This window comes from Corynebacterium faecium (genome assembly GCF_027257105.1).
In the GTDB taxonomy this organism is placed as follows: Bacteria; Actinomycetota; Actinomycetes; order Mycobacteriales; family Mycobacteriaceae; genus Corynebacterium; species Corynebacterium lehmanniae.
Window position 1 is genome coordinate 126,183 of the sequence record NZ_JAPYJX010000007.1, and the last position, 16,210, is coordinate 142,392.

Annotated in this window: 13 protein-coding genes; 2 read left to right on the forward strand and 11 right to left on the reverse strand. The window is 66.7% G+C overall.

The features are described 5' to 3' along the window. Window positions 1-10: 10 nt before the first annotated feature. The 9 genes from O5O53_RS09210 to O5O53_RS09250 all read right to left on the reverse strand — a co-directional run bounded on the left by O5O53_RS09210 (window position 11) and on the right by O5O53_RS09250 (window position 11,969). Entirely contained in the window at window positions 11-1,828 is a 1,818-nt protein-coding gene (locus O5O53_RS09210; protein WP_269511569.1) for a FadD32-like long-chain-fatty-acid--AMP ligase, read from the reverse strand. Window positions 1,829-1,864: 36 nt separating this feature from the next. Further along, window positions 1,865-2,821, reverse strand: coding sequence for a cutinase family protein (locus tag O5O53_RS09215; RefSeq protein ID WP_269511571.1), 957 nt, complete (start codon window positions 2,819-2,821; stop codon window positions 1,865-1,867). A 24-nt stretch (window positions 2,822-2,845) separates the two neighbouring features. Continuing rightward, complete coding sequence (locus O5O53_RS09220) at window positions 2,846-3,337, reverse strand: DUF732 domain-containing protein (protein ID WP_181889219.1); 492 nt, start codon at window positions 3,335-3,337, stop codon at window positions 2,846-2,848. After that, entirely contained in the window at window positions 3,337-5,298 is a 1,962-nt protein-coding gene (locus O5O53_RS09225) for an alpha/beta hydrolase-fold protein (RefSeq protein ID WP_269511573.1), read from the reverse strand. Before O5O53_RS09225 ends, O5O53_RS09220 begins: the two co-directional genes overlap by 1 nt. Window positions 5,299-5,617: 319 nt before the next feature. Beyond that, window positions 5,618-6,631 carry an alpha/beta hydrolase gene (locus O5O53_RS09230; protein ID WP_269511575.1) on the reverse strand — a complete coding sequence of 338 codons (1,014 nt, stop codon included), beginning with the start codon at window positions 6,629-6,631 and terminating at the stop codon, window positions 5,618-5,620. 66 nt (window positions 6,632-6,697) lie between these two features. Further along, the gene (locus O5O53_RS09235) at window positions 6,698-8,509 is read right to left on the reverse strand and encodes an arabinofuranosyltransferase AftB family protein (RefSeq protein ID WP_269511578.1); all 1,812 of its coding nucleotides are present in this window, start codon (window positions 8,507-8,509) and stop codon (window positions 6,698-6,700) included. Between the two features lie 25 nt (window positions 8,510-8,534). Then, window positions 8,535-9,530: a decaprenyl-phosphate phosphoribosyltransferase gene (locus tag O5O53_RS09240; RefSeq protein WP_181889224.1), complete on the reverse strand. Its 996-nt coding sequence runs from the start codon at window positions 9,528-9,530 to the stop codon at window positions 8,535-8,537. After that, window positions 9,530-10,030 (reverse strand): phosphatase PAP2 family protein, encoded by a 501-nt coding sequence (locus O5O53_RS09245; protein ID WP_269511580.1) that lies wholly within the window; start codon window positions 10,028-10,030, stop codon window positions 9,530-9,532. The genes O5O53_RS09240 and O5O53_RS09245 overlap by 1 nt, the downstream gene beginning before the upstream one ends. After that, on the reverse strand, window positions 10,020-11,969 hold the full coding sequence (locus tag O5O53_RS09250; protein ID WP_269511582.1) for a glycosyltransferase: 1,950 nt from the start codon (window positions 11,967-11,969) through the stop codon (window positions 10,020-10,022). The genes O5O53_RS09245 and O5O53_RS09250 overlap by 11 nt, the downstream gene beginning before the upstream one ends. A gap of 106 nt (window positions 11,970-12,075) precedes the next feature. Between O5O53_RS09250 and O5O53_RS09255 the strand changes: the two genes are divergently transcribed. After that, window positions 12,076-12,837, forward strand: a complete 762-nt coding sequence (locus O5O53_RS09255; protein WP_269511584.1) for an alpha/beta fold hydrolase — start codon at window positions 12,076-12,078, stop codon at window positions 12,835-12,837. A gap of 10 nt (window positions 12,838-12,847) precedes the next feature. Continuing rightward, window positions 12,848-13,192 carry a hypothetical protein gene (locus O5O53_RS09260; protein ID WP_269511586.1) on the forward strand — a complete coding sequence of 115 codons (345 nt, stop codon included), beginning with the start codon at window positions 12,848-12,850 and terminating at the stop codon, window positions 13,190-13,192. Here the strand turns inward: O5O53_RS09260 and O5O53_RS09265 are convergent. Together O5O53_RS09265 and O5O53_RS09270 are read right to left on the reverse strand one after the other, a co-directional pair. Beyond that, window positions 13,189-14,409, reverse strand: coding sequence for an ATP-binding protein (locus tag O5O53_RS09265; protein WP_269511588.1), 1,221 nt, complete (start codon window positions 14,407-14,409; stop codon window positions 13,189-13,191). The genes O5O53_RS09260 and O5O53_RS09265 overlap by 4 nt on opposite strands. Before the next feature lie 154 nt (window positions 14,410-14,563). Next, a complete protein-coding gene (locus tag O5O53_RS09270; RefSeq protein ID WP_269511590.1) occupies window positions 14,564-16,150 on the reverse strand; it encodes a cation:proton antiporter in 1,587 nt (528 codons plus the stop codon). Window positions 16,151-16,210: the final 60 nt, after the last annotated feature.

Sequence of the window (16,210 nt, forward strand, 5' to 3'; positions counted from 1 at the left end):
GGGCTTTTCGTTACTCCGCTGCAGCGTGTTCGCGTTCGGTGAACTGCTTCGCGTTGACGCGGCGGGCGATCTTGCCTGCGGTGGAGCGGGCCACCCCGCCCGGCGCGCGGAACTCCACGACCTCCGGCGAGATGCCGTGGTTGGTGGTGATGGCGGAGCGGATGGCGTCCTCGGCGGCGGCGTCGCCGTCCTCAGTGGCACCGTCGGCGCGCTCGGCGAGGATGATCAGCCGCTCCACGTCGTCGCCCGGGACCGCGAACGCGGCGACGGAGTCCTTGCGCACGTGGTCGGAGGCCTCCATCGCGGTGGCCTCGATGTCCTGCGGGTAGTGGTTGCGGCCCGCCACGACGACGAGGTCTTTCACGCGCCCGGTGAGGTAGAGGTGGTTGTCCAGCACGGTGCCCAAGTCGCCGGTGGCGCACCAGTTGTCCTTCGGCAGGCCGTCCTGGATGGTGGCTCCGATGGTGTTGCGGAAGGTCGCCTCGGTTTCCTCCGGGCGGTCCAGGTAGCCGGCGGCGACGTTGTTGCCGTTGACCCAAATCTCGCCGATCTCGCCTTCGGGCAGCTCGTTTTTGGTCTCGGTGTCCACGATGGCGAAGTGCATCCACTTCGCCGGCTGGCCGATGGACGCCATGGGCACGCCGCCTTCGGCGGGCACGGCCTTGCCGTCGGCGAGTGCTTCGCGGTCGAATTCAATGAACTTCGGGCGCTCCTCGGTGCGGTCCGTGGACACCAGCAGTGTGGCCTCCGCCAGGCCGTAGGAGGGGCGCAGCACCGTGCGGTCCAGGCCGGACTCGCCGAACGCGCCGACGAAGGCCTCCACGCCCGGCTTGGTCACGGACTCGGAGCCGATGAGGATGCAGTGCACGCCGGAGAAGTCGTACTGGTCCGGGGTCTCCGGCGCCGCGTAGCGGGCGGCCAGATCCAGCGCGAAGTTGGGGATGCAGGAGTAAATGTGCACGTCGGCCGGGTCGTCGTCGCGCCGCGAAAGCATGTCCACCCAGCGCTTCGGGTTCTGCAGGAAGTCGCGCGGGCTCATGATCTCCAGCACCTGGCCCAGCACGACGCCGACCACGGCGACGATGACGCCCATGTCGTGGTGCTGCGGCAGCCAGGTTGGGATGCGCATGGGCGCTTCGAAGCGCAGCGCCTCGTTGATCTGAAGTACGTCGGTGACCAGCGCTTCGTTGGTGATCATCACGCCGGCCGGGTTGCGGGTGGAGCCGGAGGTGTACTGCAAGAAGCAGATGGCGCCGGCGGTGTCCTCGCCCTCGACCGGGGCGATGGGCTGCCAGGACTCTGCGAGCGTGTCCGGCAGGGAGTCCGCGGCGATAATGCGGGGGCGCTCGGCAGCCGGGCGGTCGGCGAAGTAGGCGCGCACGGCAGGGGCGCCGGCGGAGTTGGTCACCACGAGCCGCGCGTTGGCGTCGTCGAGCACGGCGCGCAGGTGGGCCTCATGGCCGGGCTCGTTCGGGTCGTACAGCGGCACCGGAGCCAGGCCTGCGTACAGCGCGCCCATGAAGGCGAAGAGGTACTCGGCGGAGTTCGGGGCCATAATCGCCACGCGTTCCCCCGGCTCGCCTACCTGGGCGAGGCGCGCGGCGACGGCCTTGATGCGTGTGTTGACCTGCGTGCGGGTGAACTCGCGCGCCTCGCCTTCCGGGTTGGAGGTGAAGTCCCAGTCACGGATGTTCACCGCGTCGCCGCCGCCGGTGGCCAGGTGGGCCTGGTAGATCGTCTCGCTCAGGCTCGGGAGGGTGAAGTGCTCCGGGAGCGCGATTTGGCCGTCATCGTCGAAAAATTGCGCGATGAGCTGCTGAAGATCCATACCCGTAACTCCTTTTCAGGACAAAATGATTTTGGACTACAAACTGTCTACCACGTTCTGGACCCAACCTACAGTCCATTCCGGCGTGGTGGTCCCGGGGATGACGGCCGGATTGGTCGCGTACATGGCGTGATTGCCGTTCGCCGCAATGAGCGCGTGAGCCCGGTCGATGGCGTTACCCACACCCTTCGGCGCGTCGCAGACCGTGTCGTCCGGCGCGCAGATCTCAAACGCGCGGTCCTCAACCAGGCCGAAGCCGCCAGGACGCGGGCCGGTCATGGTCGCGCCCGGGGTGACCCGGTCCACAAGCCCCTGCAGCGGCTGCATGACAATTTCCGCGCCCACGCCGCCGACCTCGGCGCCCGGGTTGACGCCCACGCCGTTTTCACGCCGGCCGTCCGCGATCATCACCGCGCCCAGCAGCCGCTCCGGGTCGATCGGGCCCGCGCTGTTGCCGACCTTGGACGCCACGTCACCCACAATCACCGCCCCCTGGGAGAACCCGGCGATGATGAACTTCGTCGACGGGCACGTCTCCGCCACAAACCGCAGCTCGCCGGACAGCTTCGCGGTACCCTCGGCGCGCGAGTCGTCGTACGTCATCTCGGCGCGCCCGTGCGCGGTCTGGATGTTCCTGAACTGCGCTGTGTACGGCAGCGTGAACACACGCACATGGTTGATGTCGTACATCTGCTGCAGCGGCTGGGTGATCGAGAGCATGAAGCTCGCCGGGTTGGCCGCGGGCGCGAACGGGTCGTCGTCTGCCGCGGACTCCCAGGTGCCGGGCACGGAGACGAACTCCACCGCGGGGCACCAGTCCGGCTCCACCGCCTGCGACTCCGAGGGTTCCTCAGGCGCCTCGGAGGTCGCCAACGGCCCGTCCGCGGACGGCAGCCCGGTCTCGCCGGAACGCCACTGGTAGATCCCCAGACCGATCAAGGACAGCACCACAATCACTGCGGCGACGACAAATACGTTGCGCGATGCGCGCATGAGCCCAGGCTCCCTTCTGTACTGCTAGGAGCAGAGGTTGGCGCGTGCGGTGTCGCTGATCAGCGCCGCCACGCCCGCCGCATCCATGTCGGTGCGGCGCTGCTCCACAAGCTGGCCTGCCACCGCGTCGCGGGTGATCAGGTCGTCCGCGCATACGGTAGCCCCGGTGGCTGTGAGCTGGTCTTCAATCCCGTCGACGTTGACTCCGCTTTCCCTTAGGGTGGCCAGGTAGGCCTCCTCCTGCGGGGAGAATGCGCTGGCCTGCTCGGGCACGTCGGTCACCTCGCGGGCCGGTTGGTCGTCGGCGCGTTTGCCTTGCGACGGCACAACTGCCGACGACGACGGCGCCACCGACGATGACGCAGTTTCCGTCTCGGATTCAGTTTCCGCCTCAGTGGTCTCGCTGGCCACCGTCGGGGTCTCCGTCACGTCGTCGGAGTCCACAGTGGCGCCTCCGCAGGCGGCCAGGGCGACGGCGGCAGCGGCCGTCGCAAAGCAGAATGCAACCTTGCGCACTACTTCTTCCTCACGTTGACGTTGCCGTTGACCTGCTCGATCGTGCCGCGCTGGAAGTCGATGGTCAGGCCGCCGGCCGGGATCTTCTCCATGTCTTTGACCGGCCAGCCCAGCTCGCCCTGCTCGTAGCCGCGCCTGCCCCACTCGTCGAAGATGTCGCCGGTGAGGATGGTGTGCGCGCCCGTGGCCGCGGACCAGTAGATGTTGCCGTGCTCGAACGGCTGGAAGAAGCCGCCCTTGACCGCGATTTCGTTGCCGGTCGGGTACCCCAGCTCAGAGGTTGCGGTGCCGATCTCGCCGTACTTCTCCGCGATCGCACCGTGGACGATGAAGTGCTTGCCGTCCGGGTTGCGGGTGAGGAAGCCGCCCTGGAACTTCTGCACGTAGCCCTGGCCCACCTGGTTCGCCTCGGCCACCGGGTACTTCAGGTCGCCGCCCTCGTAGCCGTTCTCACCCCACGCGGCGAACATGTCGCCCGGGATGGCGTACGCGCCGGTCTGCGGGGTCCAGTAGACGGAGCCGTGCTGGAAGTGCACGAAGCGGCCCACGCCGTCAGGCGCCGGCGTCTCACCCGTGACCGGGAAGCCCAGCCAGCCCGCCGGGCCGCCGAGCGCGTTGTACTTGGCAAGGATCGCGCCGAACAGCGCGTGCGCGCCGGTGTCCGGGGACCAGAAGGCGGTGCCGCCGCGGAAGTCCTGGGCCTTGCCCTTGGTGTCCTTGCCCGCGTCGTACTCGTCGTTGACGCAGGAGCCGATCGTGCCGGACTTGGTGGCCTCCGCGATCGCGCCGACCGGGGTGCACTTGGAGCCGCGGTCCGCCTCCGGCACCTCCAGCGCGTTGGCCATGTACGGCCAGGCCTGCGCCATCTCGAACTGCCAGTACTCCCAAGAGTGCACGCCCGACGGGCGGAAGCGCACGATCGGCTTGACCGGGGTGCGGGAGGCGTAGTCCACGAACGTCTGGGTGGACAGGCGGGACAGCACCTCCAGGCCAATACCGGCCGGGTTCGCCTGGCCCTTGGCCACAGACTCCGGGTTGCCGAAGTCGTCGCGGCCCGAGCCTGCGGAGACGTAGACCGTCATGTCCTTCAGGTTCTCGATGCCCAGCTTCGGGTCGTGGTCGATCCAGTCCTGCGAGCCCAGCGGGCCCCACATCGCCTCGGCGTTGTAGCCGCCGGCGTCCATCTGCGCCGCCTTGATCGCGGTGGGCATGCCGGTGGTGGTGGTGTCGAGGTAGCCGGAGAAGGAGCCGACGAACTTGAACAGGTTCGGATTACGCTCAGCCAGGTTGACCGCGGCGGTGCCGCCCATGGACAGGCCCACCACGGCACGGGATCCGTTGGAGCGGAACTCGTTGTTCAGCACCGGGATGAGCTCCTTGGTCAGGAACGTCTCCCACTTGTAGTGCTTGCCGTTGTTCTCGCGCTGCCAGTCGGAATAGAAGGAGGACTCGCCGCCGACCGGTAGGATGACGTTGACGTTCTTGTCGGCGTAGAACTGCTCAATGTTCGTCTCGATGGTCCAGCCGTTTTCGTCGTCACGCGCGCGCAGGCCGTCGAGTGCCCACACCTCGGGGAACTTCGCGGTCGGGTTGGAGTGCCAGTCGCGCGCCAGCAGGATCTGCACCTGGATCGGGTGGTCCGGCATGGACGGGGAGTTGATGAACACCGCCACGCGACGGTTGGTGATCCACTCGATGCGGTCCACCTTCACGCCGTCCGGCAGGCCCGGGATCTGCGGGCTGGTCTCCACCTCGATCGGGGTGCGCTTCGGCGGGTCGTGCGGGCGCAGGCCGTCGGAGATGCCGCGGTTGGAGGACAGCTGCGAGGACAGGTCACTCGGCAGTGCCGGCTGCGCGCTGGCGGCGGGCGCGGTGGCAACTGCGGGTGCCAGCGAAAGCGCAAGAGCGGCGGGCAGCAGCGCGGCGGCGATCCGCGTGGGGGTGGTTCGGTTGTCTCGCATGAGTCTCCTACCTCGTCTGGCTACTGGTGTCACAAGAGTATCGACCAAAAGCTTAAGTTTCACTTGAAGGTTTAGTCGTGTGCGACACGCGATGCGTTACGACGAGCCCCGCCCCTCGCCGCCGCGCTTGCCCCCAGCCCGGGCCCGGGGCCCGATCCAGCCCCCGATCCACGCAGATCTTCACCATCTGCGGTTCACCATTTGCCCCGAAAAGGCTAAAACCGGCTACCTACATCCGGTTATGTGCTGGAAAAACAGCTGGTAACCGTTTGTAGGTAGCCGGTTTCGGCAGGATATGCCCGGTCGGGGCTAGAACCCCCTACCAGGCGTTCATCACGTTCAGGATGCGCGGCTTGGTAGCCGCGAGCTGGCCGCCGAACTGGTCCCAGTTGTGCAGGCCGGTCGGGGTGAACACGGCGGTGTGCTGCACGCCGGTCGCAGTGGCTTTCGCGGACCACGCGCGGGTGGTAGCGTTCGCGATGTTTTCCAGCGCGATGCCGGCGGCTCGGTGCTGTGGCAGGTACTTCTGGTCTGCCGGGCCCGGCACGCCGGAACCGGCGGAGACGTACACGTCGCGGCCGCGGAGGTTGCCCATGTTCAAGAACGGGTCGTTTTCAAAGCGGCGCGGGTTCAGCGAGGACCCCCACATGGCGTTGACGTTGTACATGCCGCCGTCGAGAAGCGCGGCTCGCAGTGCGGTCTGGCCGCCCGGCACCGTGGTGGTGAGGTAGCCCGAGAAGGACAGCACCTGGCGGAACTGGTTCGGGTGCAGCGCGGCGAGGTTGATCGCGGCGGTGCCGCCCATGGACAGACCGAGGATGGAGTTGTTCGTCGGCGAGACACCGAAGTGCTGCTGCAGGTAGGGCGGCAGCTCCTTGGTCAGGAAGGTGTCCCACTTGTAGGTCACCGGGTGGTTGAAGTCGTAGGTCGCCGGGGCGTTCCAGTCGGTGTAGAAGGAGGACTGGCCGCCGACGGGCATCACCAAGGTGATGTTGTTGTCCTTGAACATCTGGGCCGCGTTGACGTCGTTGACCCAGGCGTTGGTGATCTCGGTGGCGCGCAGGCCGTCGAGCATGTACAGGCCAGCGTTGCCGGCGCGCTGCGCGGGCTGGATCTGAACGGGGATGTGGCGGTTCATCGCGGGGGACCACACCGTGCAGCGCTGCACCCAGAACCCGACGCGGTCCCACTCGCAGTGGCCGGTGGAGTCGGGTCGCAGCCAGTCACGGTGCGCCGCCGACGCCTGCGGGGCGCCAATCACCGCTGCCAGGCCGGTAACCAGGGCCATGAGCAGCGCGGTGAGCTTGCGGCGCACAGAATTTTTGGAGTTCATAGATCCCCTCAAAACGTGTTTTCAGGCAAAAGACACGTTCACGTTACCAATTCGAAACGTGAGCCGCTATTCCCCAGCGTGCGCCTGCACCGGCCAGGCGATCTGCGCGCCGTCCATCCCGGGGTTGGCCCCGTGGCGGATCGCCCGGCGGGTCTCGGCGTCGATGTAGAGGCCGGGGTCGCTGGAAAGCTGCAGCGTGCGGCCGTCTCCAAGCGAATAGCGCACGTTTTTCCAGAACCGCTCCCAGCTCATGGGTTCGCGCGAGGTGGCCAAAAGTTCGGAGATTTCGGGGCTGCGCAGTGCGGCACGCGCCTGCTTTGCGCGCATGGAGCTGATGAACGGCGGCAGCCCGTCCAGGTAGGTGTCGGTGTCGGCGGCCTGCCAGGCGGGGTCGAGGAACTTGTCGTGGCCGACGCGGCCTTTCGGGTCGCGCGGCATGCGCGCGGCGATGGGGGTTGCTAGGCCTACGGTGTCCAGGATGCGCACGTCCAAGGGCGCGTTCATGCTGGTCATGCCCAGGTTAATCAGGTACGCGGTCAGCGGCAGATTGCTCAGATCCGAGGCATCCTCTTCGCGGTCGCGGTAGTACCAGCTGTAGATCTCCGGCTCGGCGGAGACGTAGGCGAGGTTCAGCTGCGCGGCGTTTGCGTCGATGCCCTTGTCCAGCGCATCTTCCCAGTTCTGCATGAGCTTGGAGCCGAGGAAGTCTTCGGCGTAGCGCGGCGGGTCGGTCAGTTCGCGGCCGACGGCGAGCGTCCAGAATTCGCGCTCATCCACGATGCCGAGTTCCTTTTCGCCGGTCTGGTACGCCTCCCAGTCGATGGGGTGGGCGCGCACGATGGTCACACCCGCCCACACGGCCACGGCGGTCGCCAAAGCAATGCTGACGCGCGTAATCGGCACGGCCATCGCGGGCAGCAGCAGCGCGAACAGCGGCAACAGCCACATGCGCCCGTGCATGAAGTCGCCGCCGACGCGCAGCACGTAGAGGATGTGGGCGAGCGCGCAGCCGGTGACAAGCAAAACAATTGCTAATCGACGTCCTCCGGTCCCCCGCATCATCCACCCCACCAACGCGGCGGCGGCCAGCACGGGCAGCCAGAGCCAGTAGTAGCCCACGAAGTCTGCGAAGTACTCGAACCCGCGCGCCCACTCGGCGCCGGAGGCGGACTTGGCCACGGCGGTGTGCGGTGTAAGTAGGCCGTAGTAGCCCATGCGGAAGATTTGGTAAGCGGCTGGCACGGGCAGCGCCGCGGCGAGGATGCCTGGGGTCTTGCGGGGGTTGCACGCGATGAGCAGGATGCCGGTCACGCCGCCGTAGAGCGCGAGCTCGGGGCGCACGAGCCAGGACATGCCGCACCAGAAGGCGAGGAAGTAGCCGACCTCGGGCGCGCGGCGGCGCAGCGGGGCGGCCCAGGCGACCAGCGCGGCCCACCACCCGGCGATCCACAGCAGCGACAGGCCCCACTCCAGCCCGGAGGTGGCGAAGTCGCGCGCCGGCGGCAGCGCCAGGTAGATCACGATGCCCAGGGGCACAACGGGGCCCACCTTGCCCCAGAACCGGCCCGCGGCGAAGGTGGCCAGCGCGGCCGCCGTCACGGTGCAGATCAGCGCGAGCCACATGGCCACGTCCTCGAGCCGGGCTCCGGTGAGCCAGCCAAACGCGGTAATCAGGTACTGCCACAGCGTGGAGGTGTTGGCTTCGACGCGCTCGCCGGCGTTGAACACGGGCCCGTTGCCGGCCAGCAGGTTGCGCACGGTGCGCAGGACGATCAGGCCGTCGTCGGACATCCAGCGGCGGGTCCATCCGCCCCAGAACGCGAAGATGCCCGCGACTACGGCTGCGGCGAGCGCGGAGAGGCGGGCGTTCTTTGTCATTGCGACGATGTTAGTGGGTTAAGTCCTACCAGCCTAAGTTCGGCACAACGTAGACGGCCATCGCGATGCAGAACAGCCACGCCGCGGCGAGCAGCTGCAGGACGCGGTCCTCCAGGGCGATCTCGTCGGGCGCGCCGCCCTGCCCGCCGTCGACTACGGAGGCGTAGCGCAGGATCGCGATGACAAACGGCACCATGGACACCTGGTACCAGATGGCGGCGGTGCCCTCGACGGAGTTGGACAGCTGGAAGCCCCACAGCGCGTACGACATGACCACGGCGGTGGCGGACAGCGTCCACACGAACCGCAGGTAGGTCTCGGTGTAGCCCTGCAGCGAGCGGCGGATCTCCGCGCCGGTTTCTTTCACCAGCAGAAGCTCGGCGTATCGCTTGCCGGACGCCATGAACAAGGAACCGAACGCCGCCACCAGCAGGAACCACTGGGACAGGTCGATGCCCGCGGCCACGCCGCCGGCCATGGTGCGCAGCATGAAACCGGAGGACACCAGGGCGATGTCGATCACCGGGATGTGCTTCCAGCCGAAGCAGTAGCCCAGCTGCAGCGCGATGTAGATGCCGATGACCCAGGCCAAAGACGTGCCGTCGGTAGCCAGAAGCGACAGTCCGAGCGCGAGCGCAATGAGCACCGCCGCCATGCCGTACGCCAGGTTGATCGGCAGCATGCCCGAGGCGATCGGGCGGAAGCGCTTGGTGGGGTGGCGGCGGTCGGATTCGACGTCGCGCGCGTCGTTGATCAGGTAGATCGAGGACGCGCCGAAGCAGAACACCACAAACGCCAGGAGGATGTCCACGGCGGTGCGGGAGTTGAAGGCGTCCGTGCCGGCGGCGAGGGGCGCGGCCAGCACGAGGACGTTTTTCACCCACTGCTTGGGCCGCAGGCCCTTGATCATCGCGTCCGGGAGGTTCTTCGGCGGCGTCTTCTTCATCACCTGGTCAACGCCGGAGGTGTGCGGCTCCGACTTGATCAGGGGCTCGTCCACGGGTTCACGGGTGTTTGCCACTAGATCCTCTTCTCAGCCTCGATTGCCACCTTCGCCGTCGCCGCGCCCAGGGCGGCACCGGCGAGGGTGTCGGTTGGGTAATGCACGCCGAGCACGTTACGCGACAGCATCATCACCGGCACGAGCAGCCACGGCCACTTCCTTCCGGTGATGTCCGCCAGGTGCGCGGCGGCGGCGCCGGTGTTCGCAGCGTGCGAGGAGGGGAACGACAGCTGCGAGGGCGTTTTCACGCCGATTTTCACGCGCGGGTCGTTCGGCCGCGGACGTCGCACGATGCGCTTGAGCACCACAGTCGCGGCGTGCGCGGCGAAGGTGCCAGCGCCGAGCGCGAGCCATTTGGAGCGATTTTGCTTATCGACGGCTCCGCCAACCCCCGCCACCGCCAGCCAACCGAGGTCGTGCTCGCCGAAGTAGCTCAAGCCGCGGGCGGCCCTCGCGGTTTCTGGGGTGTACAGCGCGTCCTGGATGGCGACGAGCAGGTCTACCTCTTTATTGCGCATCGAAGATCTTCCCCCAGTTCGCGTGGCTGGTCAGCTCGCCGCGCGCGTCGCGGTAATGCTTCTTCAACTCCGGCCAACGCTCCTTGATCTGGGCGCGCAGTTCCTTCTGCTCGCGCATCAGATCGTCGGCAAGCTTCTTGTCGCGCTTGCGGAAGGCCACGCCGGTGCCGCCGGCGGTGGACACCGTCGCAGAGTCCACCCGGGCAAGCGTGTACCAGCGCGCCTCCTCCGCGGTGAGGTTGAGCTGCGGCGCGTCCCAGTGCGCGCGGTCTTCGTCCTTGCGCAGGTGCATCAGCGCCTTGACGGCCCACGGGATCTTCTTCACCTTGGCCAGGCGCCCGCCGATCTTGTTGGTGGGCACGCCCGGCGCGCCGGTGGGCGCGGGCAGGTCGGTCGCGGACGGCAGCACCTGCGCGTCCGAGTACTCCTTGCGGATGCCCTGAATCCGCGGCAGCGAGGATTCGAGGATGTCGAAGAGCTGGTCCGGGCCGGCGAGGAAGTCGCGCATCGCTTCGTTCTGGATGGCGATGGTGGAGTACTCCATGCAGAAGTAGTGCTTCGCGGTGGATTTCTGCATGTTCTTCAGCATCGCCTCCGGGTTGTCCGGGCCGTAGATGCTGGCCACGATGAGGCGGTTGCGCATGTGGAAATACGCCTGCCAGTCAATCGCGTCGTCCTTGTCCGCCCACGCCATGTGCCAGATGGCCACGCCGGGCCAGGTGACCGTCGGGAAGCCCGCTTCCTTGGCGCGCAGCGCGTACTCATTGTCGTCCCACTTGATAAACAGCGGCAGCGGCAGGCCCATCTTCTCCGCCACAACGCGCGGGAAGAGGTTCATCCACCAGCCGTTGTAGTCCACGTCGATGCGGCGGTGCAGCGGGCGCGAGGTGGTCTTTTTCGGATCCAGGTCCTCTTCGTCCGTGCCCACGTACCCCAGCGGGTACTTGGCAAAGTCGTGGTCGTAGACGGCGTGCTTGGCGGCGGAGAACATGAAGATCTCCGGATCCACCGTCTCACCCGTGGTGCGCAGCTGGCTGCGGTCCTGCAGGTTGAGCATCTGCCCGCCCACCAGGATCGGCTGTGCTGCGTAGCGCGCGGCCTGCACAGCGCGGACGATGGAGTCCGGCTCGATGGCGATGTCGTCGTCCATGTACAGGATGAACGGCGCGTCGGTGCGGTTCAGCGCCTCGTACATGATGCGGGAGTAGCCGCCGGAGCCGCCCAGGTTGCCCTGCTGGAAAATCTCCAGCTTGCCGTTTAGGTTCTTCTCGGCCTCGGCGAAGTCAGGCTCCTCCGCCGGGTGCTGGTTTCCCTGGTCCGGCATGAGCACGTTGCTGATGCAGGCTTCCACGTACGGGTCCTCCGCCAGCGCGTGCAGCGCGTTGACGGCGTCGCGGGGGCGGTTGAACGTGGGAATGCCCACGGCCACCTGCTTGGGCTGGGGCGGGACCACGGTGCCGTCGTCAAGCACCTGCTCCTTGGGCTCCTGCGGGGAGCACCAGGCGGCGCCTGAGATGCGCGTGTCGTCCTCGGCGGTGATGTCGAACCACAGCCAGCCGCCGTCCTCGAAGTTGCTCAAGCGCAGCGGGATCTCGGTGCGCCCGGTTGCCTCGACGTTGGTGACGCTCACGCGCGTGCCGTCGTGCTTGGACCGGTAGACGGAGATGGTCGCGCGGCCCTCGACCTCCATGGCCAGGACCACGGAGTCCAGCTGCGACCAGCGGCGCCAGTAGCTCGCCGGGAACGCGTTGAAGTACGTCTCGAAGCTGACCTCGTTGCCCGCGGGGACCTCGAAGCTCGTGCGGTCGGACCAGCGCAGACGCTGCTTGTTGTGCTCCTGCTCGATCAGGTACAGCATGCGCACGTCGTGCGGCTCGCCCTTCTTCGGCATGAGGACGCGCTGCAGCGTGTCCACGGCGAGGGTCTTGCTCGTCTCCACAGCTCTCACTTTCTGTTGTGGGCAGTTGGAGCCAAGCGTAATCGCTCCAAAGGTGATTCCTTGGTGTGGCTCGCGGTTCGGTGCGGTGTTGAGGCACAGTGGGGCCATGACTTTGCTCGCGCACAAAGACTTCGGCCCGCGCGACGGGCACCCAGTCGTGTTTTCCGGCTCCATCGCCTCCACCACCGACATGTGGCTGCCGCAGCTCGACGCGCTGTCGGACACCTTCCGCGTCATCGCGCTCGACCACCCCGGCCACGGTAAAACACCAGACGCACCTTGCCTATCGACGATCCCCTCCCTCGCCTCCTCCGTCCTCGAGACGTTGGACTCGCTGGGTGTGGACGAGTTTTCCGTCGTCGGGCTGTCGCTCGGCGGCGCGATCGCGCAGTGGCTCGCGGCGCACAGCGGCAGGGTGAACAAGGCGGTGTTCATGTGCACCGGCGCGAACCTCGGCGGCGCACCCGTGTGGGCCCCGCGCGTGAAGCAAACCCGCACCCACGGCGTGGCCCCGCGCGTCGACGGCGCGGTGCAGCTCTGGGTTACTGAGCAGTTCAGACAGTCGCACCCCGCGACTGCCGACGCACTGGCCCGCATGATCGCCTCCACCACCGGCGAGGGCTACGCCACCTGCGCAGAAGCCCTGGCAGCCTGGGATTTCGCCACCGATCTCGCCCAGATCACCGCGCCAGTGCTCACCATCGCCGGGCCCGAGGACACCTCCACTCCGCCCGAGGTCGTGCACGCCATCGCCGACGGTGTTTCAGGCCCCGCCGAGACACTCACGCTCACCGCGGGTGGGCACGTCCCCACCGTGGAAGTCCCCGACGAGGTCACGGTCGCGATCCGCGCGTTCCTTTCCCGGTAGGCTGCGGGCCATGCAGTTCCAGGGATACGACGCAGACGGCCTCCCCCACGACCCCGCAGATCAGCGACGCGCCGGCTCCGGCTCGCCGGCGCGCAACTACGCCATCGGCGCAGCCTGCATCGTGGTGGCCGTGCTGTCTTTTGCGTTCCTGTCCGGCTCGACCGCCGTGTTCATCGGCGTCGCCGGCGCCGTTGCGGGCGCGGTGTTTATCCTCATGGGAATCCAGGGCAGCAGCAACCAGCAGCCGGATGCGCTCGAACAGGGGAACTACGGGGTCCAGGACCCGGGCGCGGACTATGACTGGGACGGCAACTTCCGCCGCGAGTTCGGCGACGGGGCTCCGGGCGGGCGCTAGGGGCCGAGTGCGCCTATGGGCACCACCACAACGCCGTCAGCACGGCGGTGCGCGGGCCCGCCGGAGGTGATGACCAATTTCACGGTGTCTTGCTCAAGTTGCTCGTCAAACCGTGCGAGCGTGTCCGCTGCCTGGTCCAGAACCTCCGGCGTGTATCCGAGTTTGACCTCCACCAGAATGTCCACCCCTTCGAAATTGACTACCGCATCCACCTCTAACTTCGTATTCAGTCGCGCGTGATAGACCGTTTTCCCAGTTAGAGCGCGAAGCTCGTGCACTACGAGTGACTCGAAGAGCTGCCCGAAATAGCGCGGGTCCTGCATGAGATGGTGGGGGCCTCGTTCGAGGGCAGCCATTGCGAATGCTGGATCTGCAAGGTGACGTTTGGGGGATTTCCGCAACGTAGCTTTGGAACGCAAATGCGTCGCCCACGCAGGCTGGTCCACAGCGATGAAAATGCGCGTCAACGCATCGAGGTAGTCGCGCGCGGTTTCTCTGGTGACATCCGCGTCGCTGGCGATGGTTTGCATTTCGACTTCTGTCGCAACCGCGCGTGCTATGGACTGCACGATGCGACGGACCCGCTCCGAATCCCGCACCACCGTTCCCACTGTATGAATATCCACATCCGCGACGGTTTGCACATAGTCGCGGACGTTCTGCATCGCGTCTTCTAGCGAGAGATCAGCGTTGTAGGGAAGCCCTCCGCGACACATCCGCTCAGCGAGTCCAGAGAGGGTCAGGTCTGGGGTCGCAAATTTCGGATCCCCACCACTCGCGATGTCTCGAAGTGAGACGGATCCATCGGACTCCCCCGACTCCCACAGTGTCATTGTGGACATGGTGAGCCGGGCAAACCGGCCTGCGCCAGAGTGTCGGGTCGCGTCTACGCTTGGAGCAGTCGAACCAGTGAAGATGAACTGGCCTTTCGCCTTCCGCCTATCGATCTCGTGGCGGGCAAAATCCCACAGACGTGGCTGCAATTGCCACTCATCCACCAACCTCGGCGACGCCCCCTCCAAGAGCAGTCTCGGGTCTGTCGACATAGCAAGCGGAACCGTAGGGTCTGTTTCGACATTCAGTACACTGCCTGCGTGACGGCTCGCGGTTTCTGTTTTTCCGCAGCCCTTTGGTCCCTGAATAAGGACGCCCCCTTGGCGGCGGAGTGCACTTTCGAGCTGCTCATCCGCAAGACGAGGAATGTAGAAATCAGACATGCCGAAATCATAGCTATCTAGCTGCCCATTTTGCATTTCGAAACGGTTTCACTTTGCATTTCGAAATGGTTCTGCTTTGCGTTTTGAAAGCGGTTTACTTGGCATTTGGGAATTTCAGGGGCGGGCCGGAGGCTCGTCGATAGGCAAAAGCCCCTTACTTCTCCCACATCGAGCTCGGCGCGGTGAGGGCCTTGCGGTCGCGTGCGAGGATGAGGCGATCCAGGTCCGCGAGCACCGCATCCACATCCGCAGGGTTGTACTTTCGCTCGCGGCGCGCCTGCTGCAGCTCGCGGCTGGCAGCACGCAGCGCGACCTCCTGCAGCTGCGCAGCGCCCGCGCGAGCACGGTCGAAGGCAGCCTTGCGCTCCTCCGAGCCCTCGGGGTCCTGCAGGCGCTTCTCCGCGATCGAGTCGAGGCGCTCCTGCATCATCGCGTACGCCTCCGGCGCGTACTCCTCGCCGTGCTCGCGGACCGCCTTGCGCGCCGCGTCGAAGGCGCGCTGGTTCAGCTCCTCGAGGGCCTTGTCGCCGGCAGGGCCATTTTGCAGGTCAAGCTTATCGACGAGCCACGGCAGCAACAGCCCCGGCACCACCATCGTGCAGGTGAGCACAGTCAACGCGATGACAGAGAGTTCGTGGTGGTAGCCCGTCGCCGACGCCGGGATCGCCAGCACCAGCGCCAGCGTGACCAGCCCACGCATGCCCGCCCACGCCATGAGCAGAACCTCCTGCAGGCGTAGCGGAGAAACGTTGGTGTGGTGCTTTTTCTGGTTGATCTTGTACAGCACCCACATCCACACGAAACGAACCGCGAACGCTACGACGGACAGGACCACGCCGACCTGCACCGCCTGCCAAATGTGCGTGCCGGCGGTGTCCATGGCATCGCGCACGCTCATGCCGATCAGGCCGAACGCCACGCCGGTGAACAGCAGCTCCACCGTCTCCCAGAAGGAGTGGCCGGTGAGGCGGTCCTCGGCGGTCATGGTCGAGCGCGAGGACATCTCCACCGCGGCGATGACGATCGCGATGACGCCGGAGGCGTGAATGGCCTCGCAGCCTGCGTAGATGGCGAACGGGAGCACCCAGGTAAAGGCGGTGCGGATCACGGAATCGGGCACGGAGTTGGCGAAGATCGCGGCCAACCTGCCCACGACCAGGCCGATCAGCACCGCGGCGATGGCGGCGTAGAAGAACTGCAGCGCGCCCTTGCCGAAGTCGACCTCGCCGTGCGAGACCGCGGCCGCCATGGCGACGTTGAAGGTGACGATGGAGGCGGCGTCGTTGAACAGCCCCTCCGTCTGCAGCGTGCCGGTGATGCGCTTCGGAATGCCGGCCGGTCCCGCCACCGCGTCCACCGCCACCGGGTCCGGCGGGGCAATCGCGGCAGCGAGCACCATCGCCGCAGCCAAGCTCAGCCCCGGCAGCATCCACATCGCCGTGGCCGTCAACGCCGCAATGGTGAGGAAGACCAGGATGATCGACATGGTCAGCACCACGTTGAGCTGCGAACCGATCTGGCCCCAGCTCGTACGCCGGGCCAGCGACCACAGCAGCGGCGGCAGGAAGATCGGCAGGATCAGGTGCGGATCGATGGACACCGTGTCGATGCCCGGGATGAAAATCACCGGCGCGACCACCACGGTCAGAAGAGCCGGCCACGGCAGGCCGGTGCGCTCACCTACCGCGGCGACAAGGACGGTGGCCAGCAGCAGGCCGATAAGTGCTATGAAAGTTCCCACGGTGGGCCAGTGTACGGGGCACCGCGGGCGGCAGCAGGTGTCGCCGAAGCTGATCCTTCA